Consider the following 25,424-nt stretch of genomic DNA (forward strand, 5'->3'; position numbering starts at 1 on the left):
CGCCATTAACTTCAATAAATTCTGCGATGCAAAAGGCACCGCCACAATTACGCCCGGGCAGCCCGGCTCACTTCAGTTGCAACACGCTCGGTGGCATCCGGAATGGATGCAGCGCGGGCACGTTCTGCCATGGTTAACAAGCTTTCTCGCGACCACCCGGACAGGGTGCTGGCGACGGCATCCACAGTAAACTGCGGCTGCTCGAGAATTTTGGCGGCGCCCGCTTTCTCCAGCGGCAACGCATTCCAGTACTGCTGTCGGTCTTTATGTTGAAATGGCACAAACAGCGCAGGTAAACCGGCAGCGGCAATTTCACTCACCGTTAATGCGCCAGAACGGCAAACCACCACGTCGGCCCACGCATAGGCGGCCGCCATGTCATCAATAAATTCCGTCACCTTATGCTGCGGTTGTCCCGCGTCGGCATAGGCTTGTTCTACGGTCTGCTGTGCGCCTTTTCCGCTCTGATGCCAGATAGTCACCGCATCGCCCAGTCTGGCGGCAACCTGCGGCAGGGTCTGATTCAGCACGCGAGCGCCCTGCGATCCCCCGACCACCAACACGCGAATCGGACCTTCACGTCCGACCAGACGCGCCTGCGGCAGCGGCAACGCCAGCACGTCGGTGCGCACCGGGTTACCGACCACTTCCGCATTCGGGAACGCGCCAGGGAACGCCTGCATGACCTTAGTGGCAATTTTCGCCAGCCATTTGTTGGTTAACCCGGCGATACCGTTTTGCTCATGCAGCACGACCGGAATCCCCAGAGACCACGCGGCCAGACCGCCGGGACCGGAAACATAACCGCCCATCCCCAGCACAACGTCGGGTTTAAAACTTTTCATGATTGCGCGCGCCTGACGCCATGCGTTGAAAATACGCAAAGGGGCGGCCAACAGCGCTTTCACGCCTTTGCCGCGCAGTCCTGAGATGCGGATGAAGTCAATGTCGATGCCATGCTTAGGGACTAAATCCGCTTCCATACGGTCAGCGGTGCCGAGCCAGCGAACTTCCCAGCCCTGGTCCATTAAATGGTGCGCGACCGCCAGCCCCGGGAACACATGTCCACCGGTACCGCCCGCCATCACCATTAACCGCTTCGCTTGACCACTCATCGTGAACCTCGTGTAAACGCCTGTGCTTTTTCCAGACGCGTTTCATAATCAATTCGCAACAAAAACATGATGGCTGTCGACATAATCAGCAAACTCGAGCCACCATAACTGATGAGCGGCAGCGTCAGACCTTTAGTTGGCAGCATGCCTGCCGCCGCGCCGACGTTCACCAGTGCCTGAAAACTAAACCAAATACCGATGGAACAGGCCAAAAATCCGGAAAAACGGTGGTCGATCTCCAGCGCTTTGCGGCCAATCGACATCGCGCGAAAAGCGACGAAGAATACCATTAAAAGCGCCAATACCACACCGATATAACCCAGTTCTTCCCCAATGATGGCGAAGATGAAGTCGGTATGCGCTTCCGGCAGATACTCCAGTTTCTGTACCGAGTTGCCCAGTCCTTGTCCCCACATTTCACCGCGCCCGAACGCCATCAGTGACTGGGTGAGCTGGTATCCGCTACCAAACGGATCCTCCCACGGGTTCCAGAACGAGGTCACGCGGCGAATACGATAAGGCTCGGCGAGGATCAGCAGCACGACCGCTGAAATTCCCATGCCGATAATGGCAATGAACTGCCACAACTTCGCCCCGGCCAGAAACAGCATCGCCAGCGTGGTCACGAATAGCACCACCACCGTACCGAGATCGGGCTGTGCCAGCAGCAGGATCGCCAGCACCAGAATCACGCCCATCGGCTTAAGGAAGCCACGCAGGTTATTACGAACTTCGTCAACCTTGCGCACCAGATAGTTCGCGAGATAGCAAAACAGCGACAGCTTGGTAAATTCCGCAGGCTGAATACGCAGAGGACCTAATGCGATCCAACGCGATGCCCCATTCACCGAACTCCCCACCACCAGGACGATCAACAGCATGATTATCGAGGCGATCAGCATCGTGGTGCTGTACTTCTGCCAGAACTCCATGGGCAGACGCAGCGTGATCATCGCCAGACAAAATGCCAGAAAAATATAGAGCGCATCGCGCTTGGCAAACAGGAACGGATCGCCCGCCAGACGTTGTCCTACCGGCATGGATGCCGACGTCACCATGACAAAACCGATCGCCGCGAGGCCTAACGTCAGCCACAGCAGCACGCGATCGTACATGATCAGACTGTCGGAATCTTTGTCTCGCGAGCCCATCACCCAGCCCTTAAGCGCCGCAAAGATCCATCCCAGGATGCCAAATCCCGGCAGGCGCGGCAGTCTCAGGCGAGGGAGAGATAAACGCATCAACCCAACTCCTTCGCCAGACGGGTAAAGACATCGCCCCGTTGCTCAAAATTCTTAAACTGGTCGAGGCTGGCACAGGCCGGTGACAACAGCACCATATCGCCTGGTTTCACACGCGGCGCCAACAGACGCATCGCCTCTTCCATGGTCTCAGTTTGCTCTGCTATCTCCGGACGCAGCGCAGCCAGCTGCGCACCATCGCGGCCAAAGCAGTACAAACGCACGCGATCGCCTTCCAGATAGCGACTCAGCGAAGAGAAGTCCGCTGATTTACCATCGCCGCCCAACAGCAGATGCAGCGTACCGTCAACGTGCAGGCCGTTCAGCGCAGCTTCAGTGCTGCCGACGTTGGTCGCTTTTGAGTCGTTAATCCAGCGCACGCCGTTATGCTCCAGCGCCAACTGAAAACGATGCGCCAGACCGGTGAACGTCGTCAGCGCTTTCAGGCTGCTGGCGCGCGGTAAACCTACCGCATCCGCCAGCGCCAGCGCTGCCAGGGCGTTGGTGTAGTTATGCTGACCGGAAAGCTTCATCTCTTTCACATTCAGCACTTTCTCACCCTTCACCCGCAGCCAGGTTTCACCCTGTTGACGGTTAAGGTGATAATCACCCATGTTGACACCAAAACTCACGCAGCGCTCATCGGCACCACGGATCGGCATCGTTAACGCATCATCGGCATTGACCACACAGACTTTCGCATTCTCGTAAACACGCAGTTTTGCCGCGCGATACTGTTGTAAACCAAACGGATACCTGTCCATATGATCTTCGGTGACGTTCAGAATAGTGGCAGCTGCCGCCTGCAGGCTGAACGTGGTCTCTAGCTGGAAGCTGGAGAGCTCAAGGACATACAGTTCGCGTTCCGCATCCAGCAGCATCAGCGCGGGCAGCCCAATGTTGCCGCCAACGCCGACGTTCACACCTGCCGCTTTCGCCATTTCACCCACCAGCGTGGTGACGGTGCTTTTCCCGTTCGAACCGGTGATCGCGACAATCGGTGCCAACGCTTCACGGCAGAACAGTTCGATATCACCAACGATCTCAACGCCCGCATCAGCCGCAGCGCTCAGTGATGGATGCGCGAGGGCGATACCAGGGCTTGCCACAATCAGATCCGCAGCCAGCAACCAGTCGTCGTTCAGACTGCCGATATGGCGCTCTACGGCTTCCGGTAACTTATCCAGTCCCGGTGGTGTCGCACGGGTATCCATCACTCGAGGGGTTACGCCGCGGGCGAGGAAAAAGTCCACGCAAGAGAGTCCGGTTAACCCCAGACCGATAATGACGACGTTTTTACCCTGGTAATCAGCCATGATTAACGTACCTTCAGCGTTGCCAGGCCAATCAGGACCAGCATCAGCGAAATAATCCAGAAGCGCACAATCACACGCGGTTCCGGCCAGCCTTTCAGTTCATAGTGGTGATGAATCGGTGCCATGCGGAAGATACGTTGACCGCGCAGCTTGAAGGAGCCGACCTGCAATATGACCGACAGGGTCTCCACCACAAACACCCCGCCCATAATCACCAGCAGGAATTCCTGACGCAGCAGCACGGCGATAATGCCGAGCGCGCCGCCCAGCGCCAGCGATCCGACGTCGCCCATGAAGACCTGAGCCGGATAGGTGTTAAACCACAGAAAACCTAAGCCCGCGCCGACAATCGCCGTACAGACGATCACCAGTTCACCGGCATGGCGTAAGTAAGGAATATGCAGATAGCTGGCAAAATTCATGTTCCCGGTCGCCCACGCGACCAGCGCAAAGCCACCCGCGACGAAGACGGTTGGCATAATCGCCAGGCCATCCAGACCGTCGGTCAGGTTCACCGCGTTGCCGGTGCCGACAATCACAAAGTACGCCAGCAGAACGTAGAACAGTCCGAGTTGTGGCATGACGTCTTTGAAGAACGGCACCACCAGTTCCGTCGCCGGCGTATCTTTCCCGGCGAGATACAGTGCGAAGGCGACGCCCAGCGCAATGACCGACATCCAGAAGTATTTCCAGCGTGCGATCAGGCCTTTAGTGTCTTTACGGACCACTTTACGATAGTCATCAACGAAGCCGATAATGCCGTAGCCAATCAACACCACCAACACGCACCAGACGTACGGGTTTGACGGATAGGCCCATAGCAGAACAGAAATGACGATCGCGGTGAGGATCATGATCCCGCCCATCGTCGGCGTGCCCCGTTTGCTGAAGTGAGACTCCGGACCGTCGTTACGCACGACCTGGCCGAAGGAGAGCTTTTGCAGGCGGGCGATCATGCGCGGGCCCATCCACAATGAGATGAACAGCGCGGTCAGCAGGCTGACAATGGCGCGAAACGTCAGATAAGAAAAGACGTTAAAGCCGGAATAATATTTGACCAAATGTTCGGCCAGCCAAACTAACATGATCCTTTCTCCTGTAATGCGCGTACGACCTCTTCCATGGCGGCACTACGTGAACCCTTCACTAAAATGGTAATGATCTGTTGCTCTGCAATCAGCGCCTGCAGACGTGCGATCAGCGCGGGCTTATCCGCAAAATGTTCGCCGACGCCGCTCGCGTCGCTGATAGCCTTGCTCAGTTTCCCTGAACTCAATACGCAGTCGATGCCCGCCGCTTTCGCCGCCTCACCGACCTGCACATGACAGGCTTCGCTCTCTGCGCCCAGCTCGGCCATATCGCCGACAACCAGCACACGGTAACCCGGCATTTCGGACAGTACCTGTACCGCGGCGGTCATTGATCCGACGTTGGCGTTATACGAATCATCGAGCAGCAGTTGGTTTTCCGCCAACTGGACAGGGAACAGACGTCCCGGTACCGCTTTTAAATTCGCCAGACCGGTTTTAATCGCATCCAGTGTCGCGCCAACGGCCATCGACAGTGCAGCCGCCGCCAGCGCATTGGCGATATTGTGACGCCCCGGCAACGGCAGCAGTACATCAATGCTCCCGCCAGGCGTTTGCAGTAAAAACTCGGTGCCGTGTGACGTCACATGCACATTGGTCGCCGTGAAATCGCTGTTGGCGGCATTCGGTGAAAAACGCCAGACTTTACGATCGCCGATGATGCTCTGCCAGTTCAGCCAGTCATTGTTATCGGCATTCATAATGGCAATGCCGTTTTCAGGCAGGCCGGTAAAAATTTCACCTTTCGCTTTCGCCACTCCCGCCAGAGAGCCGAAGCCCTCCAGATGCGCCGCTGCCAGGTTGTTGACCAGCGCCGCTTCCGGACGTGTCAGACCGGCGGTCCAGGCAATTTCGCCCTGATGGTTAGCGCCTAATTCAATCACGGCGTAGTCGTCATCCTGGGTTAAGCGCAGCAACGTCATCGGCACACCGATGTCGTTATTAAGGTTGCCCGCGGTATAGAGCGTGTTGCCACACTGGCTAAGGATCGCCGCCGTCATCTCTTTCACGGAGGTTTTACCGGACGAACCGGTTAATGCCACCACGCGCGCCGGAACCTGCGCGCGCACCCATGCGGCCAATTCGCCAAAGGCCAGACGGGTGTCTTTCACAATCACCTGCGGCAAATCAATCGCCAGCGGACGGCTAACCAGCAGCGCACCCGCCCCACCCTCTTTTGCCTGAGCGGCAAAATCGTGGGCATCAAAACGCTCACCTTTGAGCGCCACAAACAGGCAGCCTGACGTCAGCTTACGCGTATCGGTGGTAACGGCATCAAGGGACAGATCGTTCCCTTTCAGTTCGCCGCCGAGAATACCGGCAAGTTGGCTGAGCGTTACGCGAATCATGCGATGACCCCCAGCAGACGTGCCGCGGTTACACGGTCGGAATAGTCCAGACGCTGAGTCCCGACAATCTGATAATCCTCGTGGCCTTTACCTGCCACCAGCACCACATCGTTATCTTTCGCCTGCATAATGGCGTTGGTCACCGCTTCAGCACGGCCTTCCATCACTTTTGCCCGACCGGCGTCCAGCATGCCTGCCAGAATGTCGTCAATAATGGCGCGCGGCTCTTCAGTACGCGGGTTGTCGTCCGTTACGACCACGATATCGGCGAACTCTTCGGCAATCGCCCCCATCAGCGGGCGCTTTCCTTTGTCGCGATCGCCGCCGCAACCAAAGACGCACCAGAGTTGTCCGGTACAGTGCAAACGCGCCGCCTGCAACGCTTTTTCCAGCGCATCAGGAGTATGGGCGTAGTCGACAACGACGGTGGTTTTACCCGGTGCGCTAAAGACCTCCATGCGCCCACAAACCGGCTGCAGACGCGCGGCGGTTTTCAGCAGGTCAGCCAGTGGATAGCCCAACGCCAGCAGCGTGGCCAGCGCCAACAGCAGATTGCTGACGTTAAACGCGCCCATCAGGCGGCTTTCAATCTCACCCTCACCCCAGCTTGAAGCAAAGCGGATGGTCGCGCCGCTGTCGTGATAATTGACCTCAACCGCTTTCAGCCAGCGGCCATGGCAGTTAGGGTTGATATGGTCTTCCATCGAAACGGCCACGGCATCCGGCAGATTCGCCAGCCAACGACGACCAACTTCATCATCCGCGTTGATAATCGCCTGTCCGCAATGGTGCGTGGAGAAAAGCAGCCATTTCGCGGCTTCGTAATGCTCCATATCACCGTGATAATCCAGATGATCGCGGCTTAAATTGGTAAACACCGAGGCGGCAAATTTCAGTGCCGCAACACGATGCTGGACCAGACCGTGGGAAGAGACTTCCATCGCGCATAAGGTCGCGCCCTGATCGACCAGTCCCGCCAGCACCTGCTGGACGTCAACGGCCGAGCCGGTGGTATTTTCCGTTGGGATCACTTTATCGAGCAGACCGTTGCCGACCGTGCCCATCACTGCGCTGGTTTCGCCGAGCAGTTGGCTCCACTGCGCCAGCAATTGAGTCGTGGTGGTTTTACCGTTAGTACCGGTTACGCCGACCAGACGCATATTTTCAGATGGCTCGTGATAAAAGCGGCCCGCCAGTGCAGATAAACGCTCGTTAAGCTGGCTGAGATAGATAACCGGTACGCCGTGCATTTCACGCACTTCACCGTCGGTTGCCTCATCTTTCGCCTCTGCAATAATGGCAGCCACACCTTGCGCTATCGCCTGCGGGATATATCGACGCCCGTCCGCCTGATGACCAACCACTGCCACAAAGAGATCGCCCGACGCAGCCACACGGCTGTCGAGTGTCATCTCTCGCAGTTCTCGCGCAGGTAAACCTGTTACCCACGGAGCAAGAAGGTCGCGCAAATTACGATCTGCCACCTGTTCCCTCGCCTTGATTAATTACGAATTCACTTTTTTCGCCCGTTGCCAGCGCGTCCGGTTCGATGTTCATGGTACGCAGAACGCCGCCCATGATGGCACCAAATACCGGCGCGGAAACGGCGCCGCCGTAGTATTTACCCGCCTGCGGATCGTTGATAACAACAACCAGCGCGAAGCGCGGCTGACTCGCAGGTGCAACGCCTGCGGTATAAGCAATGTATTTGTTGATGTAGCGGCCATCAGGGCCTACTTTTTTCGCCGTACCGGTTTTAATGGCGATACGATAGCCTTTAATCGCCGCCTTCACGCCACCACCACCCGGCAGCGCTACGCTTTCCATCATGTGCACAACGGTACGTACGGTCGATTCCGGGAAAATACGTTCACCGGGAACCGGGGGATCAACTTTGGTAATCGACAGCGGACGATAAACGCCATAGCTGCCAATCGTTGCGTAGACTCGCGCTAACTGTAACGGCGTTACCATTAGCCCGTAGCCGAAAGAGAAGGTGGCCCTCTCTATGTCAGACCACCGTTGTTTTTGAGGATATAAGCCACTGCGTTCTCCGACCAACCCCAAATTGGTCGCCTTTCCAAGCCCAAAACGTGAGTAAGTATCTACTAACGCTGAGGACGGCATCGCTAACGCCAGCTTAGAAACACCGACGTTACTCGACTTCTGTAAAACCCCGGTCAGGGTCAATTCGCTGTAGCGCGCCACGTCTTTAATTTCGTGGCCGTTAATTCGGTAGGGAACGGTATTGAGCACGCTGTTTTCCCGCACCACGCCACGCTGGAGCGCGGTCATTACCACCATCGGTTTGACGGTAGAACCCGGCTCAAACACGTCGGTGATGGTACGGTTACGCATGACATCTTTCTGCGTACCGCTCAGGTTGTTCGGGTTGTAGGACGGGCTGTTCGCCATTGCCAGCACTTCACCGGTATTCACATCCACCAGCACTGCGCTCCCGGATTCCGCCTTGTTAAATGCCACCGCATTATTCAGTTCGCGATACACCAGCGCCTGTAAGCGTTCGTCAATGCTCAGCGCGAGGTTATGCGCGGCCTGACTGTCGGTGGAAGAGATATCTTCAATGACGCGACCGTAGCGGTCTTTACGCACGATACGCTCACCCGGTTGACCGGTGAGCCATTTGTCAAAACTCTTCTCAACGCCTTCAATCCCCTGGCTATCCACGTTGGTGAAACCAATGAGGTGAGCGGTCACTTCGCCGGAAGGATAGTACCGACGGGATTCTTCGCGCAGATAAATCCCCGGCAGCTTCAGCTTTTTGATGTAATCCGCCATATCCGGGTTTAGCTGACGCGCCAGATAGATAAAGCGCCCTTTCGGGTTGGCGTTGATACGGGCAGCCAGTTGATCAAGCGGGATATTCAGCGCGGTAGAGAGCGCTCTCCAGCGATCGCCAACGCTAACGCCTCCGGCGGCATGGACTTCTTTCGGATCGGCCCAGATAGCCTTCACCGGTACGCTGACGGCCAGCGGACGCCCCGAACGGTCGGTGATCATACCGCGCGAGGTCGCCACTTCCTGTACACGCAGCGAGCGCATGTCCCCCTGACGTACCAGCATGTCCGGCGCGATAATCTGCAGCCAGGCGACACGACCCAGCAGGAAACCCAGCGCCAGTAAAATGCAGCCGCACAGCAACGCAAAACGCCAACTGATAAAGTTGGCCTGTTCTTCCTGGCGTTTTGGTTTTAGCGTTTTTGCCGCTGCTTTCATGCGTCGCGTTTTTCCTTATTTTTGCACTACGATATTTTCTTGTGAGGGATCAACATGCTGCATTTGCAGCTTCTCCGTTGCGATCCGTTCCACCCGGCTATGATCGCCGAGCGCGTTCTCCTCAAGGATCAGGTTGCGCCATTCGATATCCAGCGCATCACGCTCCAGAACCAGTTGTTCACGTTGCGCGGTCAGTAACCGTGTGTGGTGTGCGGTCGTTACCACCGTCACCGCCGTAACAATGATGCAAATGAACAGGCAGAGTGGCAGCTTCCCAAATCGCAAAAGATCGTCACCGATCACGCCAGGCAAGGCATGGCGCTCGTTGCTTCCAATCGATCCCTTAACTTTGCTGAGGGCTTCTGTCACTCTGCTGATCATGCGTTCGTCCTCTCTGCAATGCGCAGAACTGAACTACGGGCACGAGGATTCTCTGCAACCTCTTCTTCACCCGGCATCAACTTGCCTAGTGCTCTTAACTCACGGCCGCCCAGTTTTTTGAGCTGCTCTTCCGTCATCGGTAATCCGGCCGGAACCTGCGGACCGCGGCTTTGCTCACGCATAAAGCGTTTCACAATGCGGTCTTCCAGCGAGTGGAAACTGATGATGGAAAGCCGCCCACCTGGGGCCAGCACGCTGAGCGAGCTTTTTAGCGCCTGCTCTATCTCCTCCAGTTCACTGTTCACCCAGATGCGCACCGCCTGGAAGGTACGGGTCGCGGGATGTTTGAATTTGTCTTTCACCGGCGTTGCCGCCGCGACCACTTCCGCCAGTTCTTTGGTGCGGGTCATGGGCTGTTCACGGTTACGCTCAACGATGGCGCGGGCAATACGTTTCGCAAAACGCTCTTCGCCAAAGGTCTTCAGCACCCAGGCAATATCGGCTTCTTCTGCAGTTTGCAGCCACTCGGCAGCCGACTGGCCGCGAGTGGGGTCCATGCGCATATCCAACGGGCCATCGCGCATGAAAGAGAAACCGCGCTCAGCGTCGTCGAGCTGTGGTGAAGAAACGCCAAGATCGAGAAGAATCCCGTCGATCTTGCCGGTCAGTTTGCGCTCGCCGACATAATCAGCCAGCGCAGAGAAAGGTCCATGAATGATGGAGAAGCGGGGATCATTGATGGTCTGGGCGACGGCGATCGCCTGCGGATCGCGATCGATGGCCAGCAGACGTCCCTCTTCGCCAAGCTGCGAGAGAATGAGACGCGAGTGACCACCGCGACCAAATGTCCCATCAATGTAGATGCCGTCAGGGCGAATATTCAGGCCGTTTACGGCCTCGTCCAGCAGCACCGTGGTGTGTTTAAAATTTTCCATCATCATTATAGAGACAAGTCCTGCAGGCGCTCCGACAACGTCCCGGTCGCACTCTGCTCAGCGTCGATATCTTCCTTGACCTGTTGATACCAGGTCGTTTCATCCCACAGTTCAAACTTGTTGAACTGTCCAACCAGCATCACTTCTTTTGTCAGCCCGGCATGTTGCCGAAGGACAGGCGCAACCAGCAATCGCCCGGCGCTGTCCATCTGACATTCACTGGCATGCCCCAACAGTAAACGCTGCACGCGGCGCTCTACCGGGTTCATGCTCGACAGACGCGATAATTTTTGCTCGATAATTTCCCATTCAGGCAGGGGGTAAAGCAGCAGGCACGGGTGATGGATGTCAATGGTACAAACCATTTGACCGGTAGCACTCTCGATCAGTTGATCCCGGTAACGGGTAGGCACAGATAAGCGCCCTTTACTGTCGAGATTGACTAACGTTGCACCCCGGAACATGCCAGTCTCCCCCCTCATTACCACTTTGCCCCACAAATTCCCACTCAAAGGAGTTTACGGAGCGGAGGAAAAGCTTGTCAAGCGAGTCACAACGCTTACCTGAGTAAAAAACCCAATGTTTACGGCTAATATCAGCGTTGATTAAATTCTGTCCAACGAACGAAGCAAATTAACGTCATGAATATTTGTAAGAAAAAAATCTCAAAACTCATCACCGTTTTAAAACGAACAATTATTCTCAGGAGGGAATATAAAGTGTCAGTTTGCGACGCGAGCGGCATTTTAGGACATATTGCATCATGAATACAGTCCCTGTTTATGCCAGCTAACACCGCGCACCGACAAGCCCGCCGGGACATTCGTGCTGCGGCGACAAAAAGTGTTTGTTAATTCGGCAATTCACGACAAGCATGTAACAAAATAATACAAATCTAACCTACCGTTACGTCTCAATAACCTGAAACCGACTCTGTTTCGTTTAAATACGGATTATTTAGGTAAAGTTGAGAAAATTCTAAGGAATAATCTTAATTATGATGAGGGTATTGTGGAGAGGAACTCGTTAAGCTGCGTCAGAAAAATTGTCTTCTGACGCAGAATTCAGAAATTGACTAGCTGCGGCTCAATACGCCACGACGATAGAGATTACGTTTAATACGCGTTAAACCCGGTTTTGGTTTACGCGGTTCATCCAGACTCGCCAGGACAATTTCCAGCACGCGCTCAGCGACATCACGATGGCGCTGCGCCACCGCCAGGACCGGACACTGCAGGAAATCCAGCAGTTCGTTGTCACCAAAGGTCGCAATCGCCAGATCGGAAGGCAGCTTACCGTCGCGACGCAGCGTTACGTCCATCACCCCCTGTAACAGGGCGAATGAGGTGGTGAACAGCGCCTGCGGCATCGGATGCGTTTCCAGCCATTTTTCAAATAGCTGCGCCGCCGCTTCGCGCTCATAGCTGTTGGCATACAGGAAATTCACTTCACGCGGATCGTCTTTCCAGGCGGCACGGAAGCCCTGCTCGCGAAGGAAGCTGACGGACAACTCCGGCAGTGCGCCCAGATAGAGCACGGTGTCAGCCGGGAACTTACGCAATTCTCCGGCCAGCATTTCGGCATCGTCCTGATCGGCACCCACGACGCTGGTAAAATGCTCACGATCTAAGGCGCGATCCAGCGCCACAATTGGGAAGGAGTCATTGGCCCAGCGCTGATAGAACGGGTGTTCCGGCGGCAACGAGGTGGAGACAATGATCGCATCAACCTGACGCTGTAAAAGATGTTCAATGCAGCGCATTTCGTTATCGGGCTGATCTTCCGAACAGGCGATCAGCAGTTGATAACCACGCTGGCGCGCCTGGCGCTCAAGATAATTTGCAATACGGGTATAGCTCGTGTTCTCCAGATCCGGGATCACCAGACCAATAGAACGTGTGCGTCCAGCACGTAGCCCGGCAGCCACAGCATTCGGGTGGTAATTATGCTCACGCACCACCGCCATGACTTTTTCGACAGTCTTGTCGCTCACGCGGTATTGCTTTGCTTTTCCGTTAATTACGTAGCTTGCAGTCGTTCGCGATACACCAGCCAGCCGAGCGATTTCATCCAGTTTCACAATTGCCCCTTGCGTAAAATGTACAAACCATAACCATTGTAACGGCATGGGTTAAAATCGGTAACATCTAAGCGCAGAATAGTCACTGCGGCAACCGCTTTTATTCCGGGTTACCACGGATTTCGCAAAAAAATGCCCAACGGAAGACGTTGGGCATGTGAATTAACGAAAAGCGAAGGATTAGCGCATTATTTTGTCACCACGGGATAACCCCACCACGCCGGAACGAGCGACCTCAACGATTTTCGCGACTTCACGCAACGTTGCCAGAAAAGCGTCCAGCTTATCGCTGGTCCCTGCCAGTTGAACGGTATAGAGATTTGGCGTGACATCAATAATCTGCCCACGAAAGATCTCCGTGTTGCGTTTCACCTCTTCCCGACCATAGCCGCTGGCCTGAATCTTCACCAACATGATTTCGCGTTCGACGTGCGCACCGTGCCCAAGTTCGCTGACCCGCAACACATCCACCAGTTTGTGCAGTTGCTTTTCAATCTGCTCAAGCACTTTTTCGTCGCCCACCGTCTGAATGGTCATGCGAGAGAGCGTCGGATCGTCCGTCGGCGCGACGGTCAGGCTCTCAATGTTGTAACCCCGCTGCGCGAAAAGGCCGATCACGCGCGACAGCGCACCGGATTCGTTCTCCAGCAGTACTGATAATATCCGGCGCATAATCAGGTCCTCTCCGTTTTACTTAACCACATTTCATCCATCCCACCGCCGCGAATCTGCATCGGGTAGACGTGTTCGCTGCCATCAACGGTGACATCGACAAACACCAGATGACCGTTTTTCACCTGCGCCAGCGCTTCACTTAATTGACTTTCCAGCTCATCAGGACGGGAAATCTGAATGCCGACATGTCCGTAGGCTTCCGCCAGGCGAACAAAATCAGGCAGCGACTGCATATACGATTGAGAGTGACGACCCGAGTAGATCATGTCCTGCCACTGCTTCACCATCCCCAGATAACGGTTGTTCAGGTTTAGCACCAGCACCGGCAGTTTATACTGCAGCGCGGTCGACAACTCCTGAATGTTCATCTGAATGCTACCGTCCCCTGTCACACAAACCACCGTTTCCTCGGGCAGCGCCATTTTCACTCCCAGGGCTGCAGGCAGGCCAAAGCCCATCGTGCCAAGACCGCCAGAGTTGATCCAACGGCGCGGTTTATCGAAGGGGTAATAAAGAGCGGCAAACATCTGGTGTTGCCCCACATCGGAGGTCACATAAGCATCGCCGTGGGTCAGACGCCAGATAGCCTCAATGACCGCCTGCGGTTTGATACTCTCACTGTGCGTGTCATATTTCAGGCACTGACGAGCGCGCCAGTGTTCAATCTGTTGCCACCAGTCACGAATATCATCCAGCGGTTGGTGGGCGGATTCCTGCGGCAATAACTCCAGTAACTGTTCCAGCACCTGGCGCGCATCACCAACAATAGGGATATCCGCCGTCACCGTTTTAGAGATTGAAGTCGGGTCGATATCAATGTGCAGCACCGTCGCATTCGGGCAATACTTGGCCAGATTATTCGTCGTGCGATCGTCGAAACGTACCCCGACGGCAAAAATCACGTCGGCGTTATGCATCGTCATGTTGGCTTCATAAGTACCATGCATGCCCAGCATCCCGAGCGACTGACGGTGCGTAGCGGGAAATGCCCCTAGCCCCATCAGCGAAGAGACCACCGGCAGGTTGAGCGTTTCGATGGTCTGGCGCAGTTGTTCATGACAACCTGCCGTCACGGCCCCGCCGCCGACATAGACAACCGGTTTTTTGGCCGTCACCAGCGTTTGCAGGGCGCGCTTAATCTGCCCTTTATGGCCCGCAGTGGTCGGGTTATACGATCGCATGCTGACCGACTCAGGCCAGGAATAAGGCAGTTTTTTGCCGGGATTGAGAATATCCTTCGGCAAATCCACGACCACGGGTCCCGGACGGCCGCTTGCCGCCAGCCAGAAGGCTTTTTTCAGCACCTGCGGAATATCTTCCGTCTGCTTAACCAGAAAACTGTGTTTCACGACCGGGCGGGATATTCCCACCATGTCGCACTCCTGAAAGGCGTCATAGCCAATCAGCGAGGTCGCGACCTGACCGGAAAGAATCACTAACGGAATAGAATCCATATACGCCGTCGCGATCCCTGTAATCGCATTGGTGGCCCCAGGACCCGAAGTCACCAGTACTACACCAACTTCCCCCGTTGCCCGCGCCAGGCCATCGGCCATATGCACGGCCGCCTGTTCATGACGAACGAGCACGTGATCGATCCCACCGACCGTATGCAACGCATCATAAATATCGAGGACTGCGCCCCCGGGATAACCGAATACCTGCTTAACGCCCTGATCAATAAGCGATCGGACGACCATTTCGGCTCCAGATAACATCTCCATGGCTTGCCTCACTGAATGACGATTAATGATGTGTAAAACACCTTAACCGCTCCCCAGGATGCAGGCAATTCAGAGAAAGGGGCGAAGACGCCGTGAAATAAGCATAAATGAGAGGAAAATGACGGAGAACCGGCGAATAAAACTAAATTTAACTCAGGTATTGATAATTAATCGGCTGAAAATGGACACATACAGCGAATCATCAATTTTTTCGCGGACAGAAAAAAGAATGATCAACAAAATTCAGGATAAAATACCAGTTAATGAAAAATAGACAGGACAAACCGGATGTTTACACCCGGTTTATCTCATTCGCGTCTAACGCTTGCAGACAGAAGCTAACAACTCTTCCATCCATTGATGTCCTTTGTCCCGACCGGCAGCTTCATGCCATGAAAGATAACAGGTTCTGCTATTCAGTTTTAAAGGTAGCGGTAATATCTGTAGATCTAAAGAGGCGGTGAACTCTTCCGCTAACCAACGTGGGGCAATAGCCACCAGATGCGTTTGCGAAACAACATTAAGAACACTGATTAATGCCATCCCCTGATAGGCCACACACGCTTGTGCGTCAACCGTGTCGTACCAGGGTTGACTAAACGAGTCAAAACGATCCAGTGAAACAACAGCATGTTGTTCATTATAGATATCGCTTTCCAACAGGGGTCCGTTAATGCGCGGATGTTTACGGCTGGAGACCAGCACCATTTCGTCATTAAACAACGGAATACTCGTAAATTCAGGACGACGAAATTCTTCATAACTAATAACGAACTCAGTTTCCTGATAACGTAATTGGTGTTCAGTGTCCTTATTTAAGGATGACTTAAATACAACATGAATATTAGGCGCAATTTTTTCAACACGATTATAAATTAATGAGGTCAGGATATTATCCAGCGGACTGCAAACGCAAAGATGAAAAATGCGTTCACTGCTGCCAGGTTCAAAGCCGGATCCGGGCAATTCGTTCTGCACTAATTGCAGAGCCTGGCGGACGGAACCAAAAAGCTGGAAAGCCCGCGCGGTAGGTTGGATCCCACGACCGTAGCGCACAAAAAGCTCATCATTGAACATCACTTTAAGACGCGCCACGGCGTTACTTACGGCTGGCTGCGACATCCCGAGGGCATGCGCGGCACGGGTAATATTCTGCTCCTGCATTACCGCATCAAATACAGTCAATAGATTAAGATCAACCATACGAAGTTGCGGTTTATCCATCTCTAAATGATGGGGATTGGGTTTATCAACGGTTACTTCTGGCATAGTTAACTCCACTGTCACGCTTAACTCCCTTTTCTTGCCGGAATGCAGAGAAATAATCTCGGAAAATATGATTTACCATGCATATAAAATAAGAAAAAGAGTAAAGATTGAAATTAGGAAAACATAAAGGCACCGGGATAATGCGGAAGAAACGGGTGCCTGCGTGATGCGGTATTATTCACAGCACAATAAATCATAAATTTTTAATGACGAATGCAATATAAACATAAGAAACACCAACAAACAATCATGCGCTTAATGAATAAAAGTGTAAATTTTAATTGACTATTTATATTACTCACGCATTAACGCCTAACATTTGCTTATCAATAATATTCTTCAAGCAGATATCAATTGATTAACAATATCAATAAAACCATTAAAATCATGTGGATAAAAAATAAATCATAGTGCTCTGCGGACTCGCTTTCGTTATGTTAATTGAAAAAAATCATGCTCAATTATGTCAAACGATGAAAAGTGTGAATACGCTCCCATTTTTTAATAGGGAGTAATGGAAAAAGTTCAGCACAATTAGCTAAAGTTCTCTGTCCGTTTCCTTCTTCCCTTGAGGGTGTTTTCGCGCAGCGGGGTTGACATCAGCCATCGTATCCAGTACCACTAAAAGCATATCGCATTCGCCTGGAGTTGATTTAATGATTCGTATCGCTCGCTTTAACGGTCTACTACTACTAAACGCATCTTCGTTGCGCGGTAGACTGGTGAGCGGCATACAGCATTAAGTCGTATCCAGTAAGATAAAAAACCCGCGCCGTTGCGCGGGTTTTTTTATGCTCGAAGCAAGGCGCCCTAAAGACTAAGGACCTAAAACATGAGCCAGCAAGTCATTATTTTCGATACCACTTTACGCGACGGTGAACAGGCGTTACAGGCAAGCCTGAGTGTGAAAGAGAAGCTGCAGATTGCGCTGGCCCTTGAGCGTATGGGTGTTGACGTCATGGAAGTCGGTTTCCCGGTCTCGTCTCCCGGCGACTTCGAATCCGTACAAACCATCGCCCGCCAGGTCAAGAACAGTCGGGTTTGTGCATTAGCCCGCTGCGTGGAAAAAGATATCGACGTCGCGGCTGAGTCGCTGAAGGTCGCCGAAGCTTTCCGTATTCATACCTTTATTGCCACCTCACCGATGCATATCGCCACCAAACTGCGCAGCACGCTGGATGAAGTGATTGAGCGTGCTGTCTATATGGTGAAACGCGCACGTAATTATACTGACGACGTCGAATTCTCGTGTGAGGATGCTGGCCGTACGCCTATTGCCGATCTGGCTCGCGTCGTGGAAGCCGCCATCAATGCTGGCGCAAAAACGATCAATATTCCTGACACCGTCGGCTACACCATGCCCTTCGAGTTCGCCGGCATTATCTCTGGCCTGTATGAGCGCGTGCCAAACATCGATAAAGCGATCATCTCTGTCCATACCCATGACGACTTAGGTCTGGGTGTCGGCAACGCGCTGGCTGCGGTCCACGCGGGTGCGCGCCAGGTTGAAGGCGCGATGAACGGGATTGGTGAGCGTGCGGGCAACTGCTCGCTGGAAGAGGTGATCATGGCGATTAAAGTTCGTCAGGACATCCTGAACGTCAACACCCGCATTAACCATCAGGAGATCTGGCGTACCAGCCAGTTAGTCAGCCAGATCTGCAACATGCCGATCCCGGCGAACAAAGCCATTGTCGGTAGCGGCGCGTTTGCCCACTCCTCCGGGATCCACCAGGATGGCGTGCTGAAGAACCGAGAAAACTACGAAATCATGACGCCGGAATCCATCGGTCTGAATCAGGTGCAACTGAACCTGACCTCCCGTTCCGGGCGCGCGGCGGTGAAACACCGTATGGATGAGATGGGCTATAAAGAGAGTGAATACAGCCTGGACAACCTGTACGACGCCTTCCTGAAGCTGGCCGATAAGAAAGGTCAGGTGTTCGACTACGATCTGGAAGCGCTGGCGTTTATTGGCAAGCAACAGGAAGAACCCGAGCACTTCCGCCTGGATTATTTCAGCGTCCAGTCCGGTTCTAACGATATTGCCACCGCCTCCGTCAGGCTGGCCTGCGGCAGTGACGTAAAAGCCGAAGCGGCTAACGGTAACGGTCCAGTCGATGCGATTTACCAGGCGATCAACCGTATTACCGATTACGACATTGAGCTGGTGAAATACAGCCTGTCCGCCAAAGGGCACGGTAAAGACGCTCTGGGTCAGGTGGATATCGTCGCGAACTATAACGGACGTCGCTTCCACGGCGTCGGTCTGGCGACAGACATTGTTGAATCTTCCGCGAAAGCGATGGTGCACGTGCTGAACAACATCTGGCGTGCGGCAGAAGTCGAAAAAGAGTTGCAACGTAAAGCTCAGAACAACGAGAACAACAAGGAAACCGTGTGATGTCGAAGAATTACCATATTGCTGTTTTGCCGGGCGACGGTATTGGTCCGGAAGTGATGGCGCAAGCCCTGAAAGTCCTGGAAGCGGTTCGCCATCGATTTGAGATGCGCATTACCACCAGTCGTTATGACGTCGGCGGCGCGGCGATCGACAACCACGGTCAACCGCTGCCGAAGGCGACGGTTGAAGGGTGCGAACAGGCCGACGCCGTTCTGTTTGGCTCCGTAGGCGGCCCGAAATGGGAACATCTGCCGCCTGACAGTCAGCCGGAGCGCGGCGCGCTGCTGCCGCTGCGTAAACACTTCAAACTGTTCAGCAACCTGCGTCCGGCAAAACTGTATCAGGGGCTGGAAGCCTTCTGCCCACTGCGCGCCGACATCGCCGCAAATGGCTTCGACATTCTGTGCGTCCGCGAACTGACCGGTGGCATCTACTTCGGTCAACCAAAAGGTCGCGAAGGCAGCGGCCAGCATGAAAAAGCGTTTGATACCGAAGTCTATCACCGCTTTGAAATTGAACGTATCGCGCGCATCGCGTTTGAATCCGCGCGTAAACGCCACCGTAAGGTGACTTCTATCGACAAAGCGAACGTTCTGCAAACCTCTATTTTGTGGCGTGAAATCGTCAATGAAATCGCCAAAGAGTATCCGGACGTTGAGCTGGCGCATATGTATATCGACAACGCCACCATGCAGTTGATTAAAGACCCGTCACAGTTCGATGTGCTGCTGTGCTCTAACCTGTTTGGCGACATTTTGTCTGACGAATGTGCAATGATCACCGGCTCAATGGGCATGTTGCCCTCCGCCAGTCTGAACGAGCAGGGCTTTGGTTTGTATGAACCCGCGGGCGGCTCCGCGCCGGATATTGCCGGCAAGAATATCGCCAATCCGATTGCGCAAATTTTGTCGCTGGCGCTGCTGCTGCGCTACAGCCTTGATGCCGATGACGCAGCATCCGCCATTGAACGTGCGGTTAACCGCGCATTAGAAGAAGGTATCCGCACCGGTGATTTAGCCCGTGGCGCGGCGGCCGTCGGTACTGATGAGATGGGCGACATCATTGCTCGCTACGTCGCACAAGGGGTGTAATCATGGCTAAAACGTTATACGAAAAATTGTTTGATGCGCACGTAGTCTATGAAGCGCACAACGAAACCCCGCTGCTGTATATCGACCGACATCTGGTGCATGAAGTGACCTCTCCGCAGGCGTTCGACGGTCTGCGTGCACATGGTCGTCCGGTTCGTCAGCCGGGCAAAACCTTTGCCACGATGGATCACAACGTCTCTACGCAGACCAAAGATATCAATGCGTCCGGTGAAATGGCGCGTATCCAGATGCAGGAGTTGATTAAAAACTGCAACGAGTTTGGCGTTGAATTGTACGATCTGAACCACCCGTATCAGGGTATCGTTCACGTGATGGGGCCGGAACAAGGCGTGACCCTGCCGGGAATGACCATCGTTTGTGGCGACTCGCATACCGCAACCCACGGTGCCTTCGGTGCACTGGCGTTCGGTATTGGCACCTCCGAAGTGGAGCACGTCCTGGCGACCCAGACCCTGAAACAGGGCCGCGCCAAAACCATGAAGATTGAAGTCAACGGCACCGCCGCGCCGGGGATCACTGCGAAAGATATCGTGCTGGCGATTATCGGTAAAACCGGTAGCGCCGGTGGGACCGGTCACGTCGTTGAGTTTTGCGGTGATGCCATCCGAGCCCTGAGCATGGAAGGCCGTATGACCCTGTGCAACATGGCTATCGAAATGGGTGCCAAAGCCGGATTAGTTGCCCCGGATGAAACCACCTTCAATTACGTCAAAGGTCGTCTGCACGCGCCGAAAGGCAACGATTTTGATGACGCAGTCGCGTACTGGAAAACACTGCAAACCGACGCTGATGCAAGCTTTGATACGGTTGTGACCTTACAGGCAGAAGAGATTGCCCCGCAGGTAACCTGGGGAACCAACCCGGGCCAGGTCATCGCCGTTACCGACAACATTCCCGATCCGGCGTCCTTTACCGATCCGGTTGAACGCGCCAGTGCCGAGAAAGCGCTGGCCTATATGGGCCTGAAGTCCGGCGTACCGTTAACGGAAGTGGCGATTGATAAAGTGTTCATCGGCTCGTGCACCAACTCGCGTATTGAAGATTTGCGCGCCGCCGCGGAAGTCGCCAGAGGCCGTAAAGTCGCGCCGGGCGTCCAGGCTCTGGTGGTTCCAGGCTCCGGTCCGGTGAAGGCGCAGGCAGAAGCAGAAGGGCTGGATAAGATCTTTATCGAAGCCGGTTTCGAGTGGCGTCTGCCGGGTTGCTCCATGTGTCTGGCAATGAACAATGACCGCCTGAATCCAGGTGAGCGCTGCGCGTCGACCAGCAACCGTAACTTTGAAGGTCGTCAGGGTCGTGGTGGGCGTACCCATCTGGTCAGCCCGGCGATGGCCGCTGCCGCTGCCGTTACCGGTCATTTTGCCGATATTCGCAGCATCAAATAAGGAGACTCCCATGGCAGAGAAATTTACCCAACATCAAGGCCTGGTTGTCCCACTGGATGCCGCCAACGTCGATACCGACGCCATCATTCCTAAGCAGTTCTTGCAGAAGGTTACCCGCACCGGTTTTGGCGCGCACCTGTTCAATGACTGGCGTTTTCTGGATGAGAACGGCCAACAGCCGAATCCGGAGTTCGTCCTGAATTTCCCGGAGTATCAAGGGGCCTCGATTCTGTTGGCGCGTGAGAACTTCGGCTGCGGCTCTTCCCGTGAGCACGCGCCGTGGGCGCTGACGGACTATGGCTTCAAAGTAGTGATTGCGCCGAGCTTCGCGGACATCTTCTATGGCAACAGCTTTAACAATCAGCTGTTGCCTGTGAAGCTGAGCGACGATGAGGTGGATGAGCTGTTCAACCTGGTCAAAGCCAATCCGGGGATTACATTTGAAGTGGACCTGGTCGCGCAGGTAGTGAAAGCAGGCGATAAGTCTTACAGCTTTAAGATCGACGACTTCCGCCGCCACTGCATGTTGAACGGTCTGGACAGCATCGGGTTGACGCTGCAGCACGAAGATGCGATCGCCACCTACGAAGAGAAACAGCCCGCGTTTATGCGCTAAGCCCGCCATGCCGGATGCGCTGCGCTTATCCGGCCTACGAATTTCTGTAGGTCGGATAAGGCGTTAGCCGCCATCCGGCAATCCATAAATCAAACGTCTTTCACCCGCCCGGTCATCACCAGCGTCACCAGCGAAATCGCCGCAATCACCCAGTACACCGCGAAGTGACCGTAGCTCTGCGCGACAGCCCCCTGGATAACCCCTGCCAGAATGACGCCAGTCGAAATGCTGTTGGTAAATAACGTTGTCGCCGATCCGGCCCTGCCCGGCATCAGATCCTGAAACCAGAGCATTCCAATACCGGCAATAATGCCGATAAACACGGCATTGAACAGCTGCAGGATAAGCAGCGCCCGATGGCTATGGAAGAAAATCAGCCCGAGATAAAACAGCACGCCCGCCGCCACGGCGGTAACCATCATCCGTCGCTTGCCGAAGCGTTTGACGTAAAAGCCAGCAAGGATCATCGCCGGGATTTCCAGCCCTGCAGCGGTCCCCATCAGGATCCCGGCAAGCTTATCCGGCAGTCCAAGCTCTGCGCTAATCCATAGCGGCATATCGATGATGTACATGGTGTTGCAGGTCCACATCAGCGTGGAGGCAATAAACAGCATGCGGACGTTTTTATCCTGCCAGCCACCGGCCTGGCTGACCGGCACATCCGCAGGTTGTTCAACGCGGGCGACGGATGGCAGCATAAAGGCAATCAGGATGAAACTGAGCGCAAAAATCGTGGCGGCAATCGAAAACATCATCATGAAGCCATAATTCAGCGCCAACATGAATGCCAGCGGCGGGCCAATCACCCACGCCAGTGAAAGCTGTGCACGCATCACCGAACTGAACATCACCACTTCACGCGCCGAGCTGTCGGCATATTCCCGTGCCAGGGCGAACAGTTGCGGCATCGCGGTATTTGCCAGCGACGCCAGCAGTACGCCGCAGGTAATCAACGTCAGATAGTGACGATTAAAGGCAAACAACAGCGCATTACCGACTGCCATCAGACAACAGAACAGAATCAGCTTGCGGCGGTCTCCCTGGCTGTCGGAGCGTTTTGCCAGCGCAAGACTCACGCCAATCCCGGCGATGGCGTTAACGGTATAGAACAGTCCCACCCAGAACGGCTGCGCCCCGACCTCGCGACTGAGAAACAGGCTCAGCGTCGGGGCCTGTAGCGCCCCTGCCACGCCCATCATAAATGCGACCAGCATAAACGCCGCGTACACACCGTTGAGACGTCGTCCCATCGTGATCAACCAGAGCATATTTATCCCTTAATACACACGTCATCCTTCAGGCTGCCTCTGCGTTAATTACGCGCGCTCACCCCCAGTCACATACTTCTGGGGATTCACTCACTTGCCGTCTGGCCTGAATGATTTCGTATATAAACGAAGTCAAAACGAAAAAAGCCAGCAGATAATACCTGCTGGCGCGGTGATTAACACCAATACTCAGTCACACATGATGTCTGCTACTCCAGGGTCAGGCTGTCACCTCCCACTGCATCAGTTCTTCCAGCATCTTTAAGCGCTGCGGCGCGCTCAGGCAAGCCAACCAAGACAACCCTTCTGTCGCGGCAAAGTACTTCTGATAAAACTGGCGCATAGATGACCCCTTCATAGTGCTTCATCGGAATGTATTATTGGCCTAATATAGGGATAATAAAATTGCTGAGTTTTCCGCAGGAGTTCCCCTTTTATGTCTTCTGGCCGTCTGCAACAACAGTTCATCCGCTTGTGGCAATGCTGCGACGGCAAAACGCAGGACACCACGCTTAACGAACTGGCGGATCTCCTGAGCTGCTCCCGTCGCCATATGCGTACGCTGCTCAATACTATGCAGGAACGCGGTTGGCTAACGTGGGAAGCAGAGGTTGGACGCGGAAAACGTTCACGCTTAACTTTCCTGTATACCGGACTGGCGCTCCAGCAGCAGCGCGCGGAAGATCTACTGGAGCAGGATCGCATCGATCAACTGGTGCAACTGGTGGGTGACAAAACGGCCGTACGGCAGATGCTGGTCTCCCATCTGGGCCGCAGTTTCCGTCAGGGTCGTCATATTCTTCGTGTTCTTTACTACCGCCCGATGCAAAATCTACTGCCGGGCAGCGCGCTGCGACGCTCAGAAACCCATATTGCCCGCCAAATCTTCAGCGCCCTGACCCGCGTAAATGAGGAAAATGGGGAACTGGAAGCGGATATCGCCCATCACTGGCAACAAATTTCTCCCCTGCACTGGCGCTTTTTTCTGCGTCCGGGGATCCATTTTCATCACGGTCGTGAACTGGAAATGGACGATGTGGTGTCGTCCCTGACGCGCATTAACGTCTTACCGCTCTATTCCCATATCAGCGAGATCGTCTCGCCAACATCCTGGACGCTGGACATTCACCTGTCTCAGCCCGATCGCTGGCTGCCGTGGTTGCTGGGCCAGGTCCCGGCGATGATCCTGCCACGCGAATGGGAAACCCTGAGCAATTTCTCCAGCCATCCGATTGGCACCGGCCCTTACGCCGTGATACGAAATACACGTAATCAGCTGAAAATCCACGCCTTTGACGATTTCTTCGGTTTTCGGGCACTGATTGATGAAGTGAACGTCTGGGTACTGCCGGATATTGGTGACGAGCCGAACGGCGGTCTGACGTTGAAAGGTCCCACAGAAGATGAGAAGGCCATCGAAAGCCGCCTGGAAGAAGGGTGCTATTACCTGCTGTTCGACGCCCGTACCCATCGCGGCGCCAATCAGGAGGTCAGAGAGTGGGTCAGTCGCGTACTGTCACCGAGCAACCTGCTTTACTATGCCGATGAACAGTATCAGCGCCACTGGTTCCCGGCCTACGGTTTGCTGCCCCGCTGGCATCACGCTCGACCGGGCCACGGCGAGAAACCCGCCGGGCTGGAAACGCTCACGCTGACCTATTATCACGAACACATCGAACACCAAGTGATTGCGCAGATCATGAGTCAGCTGCTGGCTGAACATCAGGTGACGCTGGAAATTCAGGAGATCGACTACGATCAGTGGCATGCAGGGGAAATTGAGAGCGACATCTGGCTTAACAGCGCCAACTTCACCCTGCCGCTCGACTTCTCCTTGTTCGCGCATCTGTGCGAAGTCCCGCTGTTGCAGCACTGCATTCCGCTGGACTGGGAAGCCGACGCCGCACGATGGCGCACCGGCGAGATGAATCTGGCCGCGTGGTGCCAGCAACTACTCGCCAGCAAAGCGATTGTCCCGCTTATTCACCACTGGCTGATTATTCAGGGGCAGCGCAGTATGCGTGGCTTGCGCATGAACACCCTCGGCTGGTTCGACTTTAAATCCGCGTGGTTTGCCCCGCCAGATCCTTAGTCCTTTTGATCTCTTCACGTAATCATTACAATGTGGCGTTCTCAACGGGGTGCTGCGCCAGAGGCGTGGGCTGAGAAAATACCCGTCGAACCTGATCCGGATAACGCCGGCGAAGGGATTTGAGGCTACCGCTCAAAATC

The 25,424-nt window shown here is 54.5% G+C and carries 23 protein-coding genes and 1 riboswitch; of the genes, 6 read left to right on the forward strand and 17 right to left on the reverse strand.

All coding sequences use genetic code 11. The features are described from left to right. Positions 1-47 precede the first annotated feature (47 nt). The 15 genes from murG to leuO all read right to left on the reverse strand — a co-directional run bounded on the left by murG (position 48) and on the right by leuO (position 16,410). Entirely contained in the window at positions 48-1,115 is a 1,068-nt protein-coding gene (gene murG / locus GBC03_25385) for an undecaprenyldiphospho-muramoylpentapeptide beta-N-acetylglucosaminyltransferase (protein ID QFS73302.1), read from the reverse strand. Next, positions 1,112-2,356 (reverse strand): cell division protein FtsW, encoded by a 1,245-nt coding sequence (gene ftsW / locus GBC03_25390; protein ID QFS73303.1) that lies wholly within the window; start codon positions 2,354-2,356, stop codon positions 1,112-1,114. Before ftsW ends, murG begins: the two co-directional genes overlap by 4 nt. Further along, positions 2,356-3,672 (reverse strand): UDP-N-acetylmuramoyl-L-alanine--D-glutamate ligase, encoded by a 1,317-nt coding sequence (gene murD / locus GBC03_25395; protein ID QFS73304.1) that lies wholly within the window; start codon positions 3,670-3,672, stop codon positions 2,356-2,358. The genes ftsW and murD overlap by 1 nt, the downstream gene beginning before the upstream one ends. Positions 3,673-3,674: 2 nt before the next feature. Next, a complete protein-coding gene (gene mraY, locus GBC03_25400; GenBank protein ID QFS73305.1) occupies positions 3,675-4,757 on the reverse strand; it encodes a phospho-N-acetylmuramoyl-pentapeptide-transferase in 1,083 nt (360 codons plus the stop codon). Continuing rightward, positions 4,751-6,109 carry a UDP-N-acetylmuramoyl-tripeptide--D-alanyl-D-alanine ligase gene (gene murF / locus GBC03_25405; GenBank protein ID QFS73306.1) on the reverse strand — a complete coding sequence of 453 codons (1,359 nt, stop codon included), beginning with the start codon at positions 6,107-6,109 and terminating at the stop codon, positions 4,751-4,753. The genes mraY and murF overlap by 7 nt, the downstream gene beginning before the upstream one ends. Continuing rightward, entirely contained in the window at positions 6,106-7,593 is a 1,488-nt protein-coding gene (murE, locus tag GBC03_25410) for a UDP-N-acetylmuramoyl-L-alanyl-D-glutamate--2,6-diaminopimelate ligase (protein QFS73307.1), read from the reverse strand. The genes murF and murE overlap by 4 nt, the downstream gene beginning before the upstream one ends. Further along, positions 7,580-9,346 carry a peptidoglycan glycosyltransferase FtsI gene (gene ftsI / locus GBC03_25415; protein QFS73308.1) on the reverse strand — a complete coding sequence of 589 codons (1,767 nt, stop codon included), beginning with the start codon at positions 9,344-9,346 and terminating at the stop codon, positions 7,580-7,582. Before ftsI ends, murE begins: the two co-directional genes overlap by 14 nt. A gap of 15 nt (positions 9,347-9,361) precedes the next feature. After that, a complete protein-coding gene (ftsL, locus tag GBC03_25420; protein QFS73309.1) occupies positions 9,362-9,727 on the reverse strand; it encodes a cell division protein FtsL in 366 nt (121 codons plus the stop codon). Next, the gene (rsmH, locus tag GBC03_25425; GenBank protein QFS74127.1) at positions 9,724-10,665 is read right to left on the reverse strand and encodes a 16S rRNA (cytosine(1402)-N(4))-methyltransferase RsmH; all 942 of its coding nucleotides are present in this window, start codon (positions 10,663-10,665) and stop codon (positions 9,724-9,726) included. Before rsmH ends, ftsL begins: the two co-directional genes overlap by 4 nt. Positions 10,666-10,667: 2 nt before the next feature. Then, a complete protein-coding gene (gene mraZ, locus GBC03_25430; protein QFS73310.1) occupies positions 10,668-11,126 on the reverse strand; it encodes a division/cell wall cluster transcriptional repressor MraZ in 459 nt (152 codons plus the stop codon). Between the two features lie 131 nt (positions 11,127-11,257). Continuing rightward, entirely contained in the window at positions 11,258-11,485 is a 228-nt protein-coding gene (locus GBC03_25435; protein ID QFS73311.1) for a hypothetical protein, read from the reverse strand. Between the two features lie 252 nt (positions 11,486-11,737). Beyond that, complete coding sequence (cra, locus tag GBC03_25440) at positions 11,738-12,742, reverse strand: catabolite repressor/activator (GenBank protein QFS73312.1); 1,005 nt, start codon at positions 12,740-12,742, stop codon at positions 11,738-11,740. Between the two features lie 180 nt (positions 12,743-12,922). Then, a complete protein-coding gene (ilvN, locus tag GBC03_25445; protein ID QFS73313.1) occupies positions 12,923-13,414 on the reverse strand; it encodes an acetolactate synthase small subunit in 492 nt (163 codons plus the stop codon). 2 nt (positions 13,415-13,416) lie between these two features. Next, positions 13,417-15,141 carry an acetolactate synthase 3 large subunit gene (ilvI, locus tag GBC03_25450; GenBank protein ID QFS73314.1) on the reverse strand — a complete coding sequence of 575 codons (1,725 nt, stop codon included), beginning with the start codon at positions 15,139-15,141 and terminating at the stop codon, positions 13,417-13,419. A gap of 318 nt (positions 15,142-15,459) precedes the next feature. Continuing rightward, the gene (leuO, locus tag GBC03_25455; protein QFS73315.1) at positions 15,460-16,410 is read right to left on the reverse strand and encodes a transcriptional regulator LeuO; all 951 of its coding nucleotides are present in this window, start codon (positions 16,408-16,410) and stop codon (positions 15,460-15,462) included. Between the two features lie 656 nt (positions 16,411-17,066). Here leuO and leuL point away from each other — a divergent pair. From leuL to leuD, 5 genes are all read left to right on the forward strand, one after another. Beyond that, positions 17,067-17,153, forward strand: a complete 87-nt coding sequence (leuL, locus tag GBC03_25460; protein QFS74128.1) for a leu operon leader peptide — start codon at positions 17,067-17,069, stop codon at positions 17,151-17,153. An 89-nt stretch (positions 17,154-17,242) separates the two neighbouring features. After that, entirely contained in the window at positions 17,243-18,814 is a 1,572-nt protein-coding gene (gene leuA / locus GBC03_25465) for a 2-isopropylmalate synthase (protein ID QFS73316.1), read from the forward strand. After that, complete coding sequence (gene leuB, locus GBC03_25470) at positions 18,814-19,905, forward strand: 3-isopropylmalate dehydrogenase (protein ID QFS73317.1); 1,092 nt, start codon at positions 18,814-18,816, stop codon at positions 19,903-19,905. The genes leuA and leuB overlap by 1 nt, the downstream gene beginning before the upstream one ends. 2 nt (positions 19,906-19,907) lie before the next feature. After that, positions 19,908-21,308, forward strand: a complete 1,401-nt coding sequence (leuC, locus tag GBC03_25475) for a 3-isopropylmalate dehydratase large subunit (protein QFS73318.1) — start codon at positions 19,908-19,910, stop codon at positions 21,306-21,308. A 10-nt stretch (positions 21,309-21,318) separates the two neighbouring features. Beyond that, positions 21,319-21,924, forward strand: coding sequence for a 3-isopropylmalate dehydratase small subunit (gene leuD, locus GBC03_25480; GenBank protein ID QFS73319.1), 606 nt, complete (start codon positions 21,319-21,321; stop codon positions 21,922-21,924). An 89-nt stretch (positions 21,925-22,013) separates the two neighbouring features. Here leuD and GBC03_25485 read toward each other — a convergent pair whose 3' ends face one another. Continuing rightward, positions 22,014-23,192, reverse strand: a complete 1,179-nt coding sequence (locus tag GBC03_25485; protein QFS73320.1) for a sugar efflux transporter — start codon at positions 23,190-23,192, stop codon at positions 22,014-22,016. A 220-nt stretch (positions 23,193-23,412) separates the two neighbouring features. Then, positions 23,413-23,535, reverse strand: a complete 123-nt coding sequence (sgrT, locus tag GBC03_25490; protein ID QFS73321.1) for a glucose uptake inhibitor SgrT — start codon at positions 23,533-23,535, stop codon at positions 23,413-23,415. A 93-nt stretch (positions 23,536-23,628) separates the two neighbouring features. Between sgrT and sgrR the strand changes: the two genes are divergently transcribed. Further along, the gene (gene sgrR / locus GBC03_25495; GenBank protein ID QFS73322.1) at positions 23,629-25,284 is read left to right on the forward strand and encodes an HTH-type transcriptional regulator SgrR; all 1,656 of its coding nucleotides are present in this window, start codon (positions 23,629-23,631) and stop codon (positions 25,282-25,284) included. Between the two features lie 35 nt (positions 25,285-25,319). Continuing rightward, positions 25,320-25,420: riboswitch (TPP riboswitch) on the forward strand. The last annotated feature ends 4 nt before the right edge of the window (positions 25,421-25,424 follow it).

It is taken from the genome of Citrobacter telavivensis (genome assembly GCA_009363175.1).
GTDB classification, from domain to species: Bacteria; Pseudomonadota; Gammaproteobacteria; order Enterobacterales; family Enterobacteriaceae; genus Citrobacter_A; species Citrobacter_A telavivensis.

What these genes read in the sequence shown, in the direction of transcription:
- murG (QFS73302.1), bottom strand. Translation starts at nt 1,115, where the DNA reads ATGAGTGGTCAAGCGAAGCGGTTAATGGTGATGGCGGGCGGTACCGGT.
- ftsW (QFS73303.1), bottom strand. Translation starts at nt 2,356, where the DNA reads ATGCGTTTATCTCTCCCTCGCCTGAGACTGCCGCGCCTGCCGGGATTT.
- murD (QFS73304.1), bottom strand. Translation starts at nt 3,672, where the DNA reads ATGGCTGATTACCAGGGTAAAAACGTCGTCATTATCGGTCTGGGGTTA.
- mraY (QFS73305.1), bottom strand. Translation starts at nt 4,757, where the DNA reads ATGTTAGTTTGGCTGGCCGAACATTTGGTCAAATATTATTCCGGCTTT.
- murF (QFS73306.1), bottom strand. Translation starts at nt 6,109, where the DNA reads ATGATTCGCGTAACGCTCAGCCAACTTGCCGGTATTCTCGGCGGCGAA.
- ftsI (QFS73308.1), bottom strand. Translation starts at nt 9,346, where the DNA reads ATGAAAGCAGCGGCAAAAACGCTAAAACCAAAACGCCAGGAAGAACAG.
- ftsL (QFS73309.1), bottom strand. Translation starts at nt 9,727, where the DNA reads ATGATCAGCAGAGTGACAGAAGCCCTCAGCAAAGTTAAGGGATCGATT.
- rsmH (QFS74127.1), bottom strand. Translation starts at nt 10,665, where the DNA reads ATGATGGAAAATTTTAAACACACCACGGTGCTGCTGGACGAGGCCGTA.
- mraZ (QFS73310.1), bottom strand. Translation starts at nt 11,126, where the DNA reads ATGTTCCGGGGTGCAACGTTAGTCAATCTCGACAGTAAAGGGCGCTTA.
- GBC03_25435 (QFS73311.1), bottom strand. Translation starts at nt 11,485, where the DNA reads ATGTCCCGGCGGGCTTGTCGGTGCGCGGTGTTAGCTGGCATAAACAGG.
- ilvN (QFS73313.1), bottom strand. Translation starts at nt 13,414, where the DNA reads ATGCGCCGGATATTATCAGTACTGCTGGAGAACGAATCCGGTGCGCTG.
- ilvI (QFS73314.1), bottom strand. Translation starts at nt 15,141, where the DNA reads ATGGAGATGTTATCTGGAGCCGAAATGGTCGTCCGATCGCTTATTGAT.
- leuO (QFS73315.1), bottom strand. Translation starts at nt 16,410, where the DNA reads ATGCCAGAAGTAACCGTTGATAAACCCAATCCCCATCATTTAGAGATG.
- leuL (QFS74128.1), top strand. Translation starts at nt 17,067, where the DNA reads ATGATTCGTATCGCTCGCTTTAACGGTCTACTACTACTAAACGCATCT.
- leuA (QFS73316.1), top strand. Translation starts at nt 17,243, where the DNA reads ATGAGCCAGCAAGTCATTATTTTCGATACCACTTTACGCGACGGTGAA.
- leuB (QFS73317.1), top strand. Translation starts at nt 18,814, where the DNA reads ATGTCGAAGAATTACCATATTGCTGTTTTGCCGGGCGACGGTATTGGT.
- leuC (QFS73318.1), top strand. Translation starts at nt 19,908, where the DNA reads ATGGCTAAAACGTTATACGAAAAATTGTTTGATGCGCACGTAGTCTAT.
- leuD (QFS73319.1), top strand. Translation starts at nt 21,319, where the DNA reads ATGGCAGAGAAATTTACCCAACATCAAGGCCTGGTTGTCCCACTGGAT.
- GBC03_25485 (QFS73320.1), bottom strand. Translation starts at nt 23,192, where the DNA reads ATGCTCTGGTTGATCACGATGGGACGACGTCTCAACGGTGTGTACGCG.
- sgrT (QFS73321.1), bottom strand. Translation starts at nt 23,535, where the DNA reads ATGCGCCAGTTTTATCAGAAGTACTTTGCCGCGACAGAAGGGTTGTCT.
- sgrR (QFS73322.1), top strand. Translation starts at nt 23,629, where the DNA reads ATGTCTTCTGGCCGTCTGCAACAACAGTTCATCCGCTTGTGGCAATGC.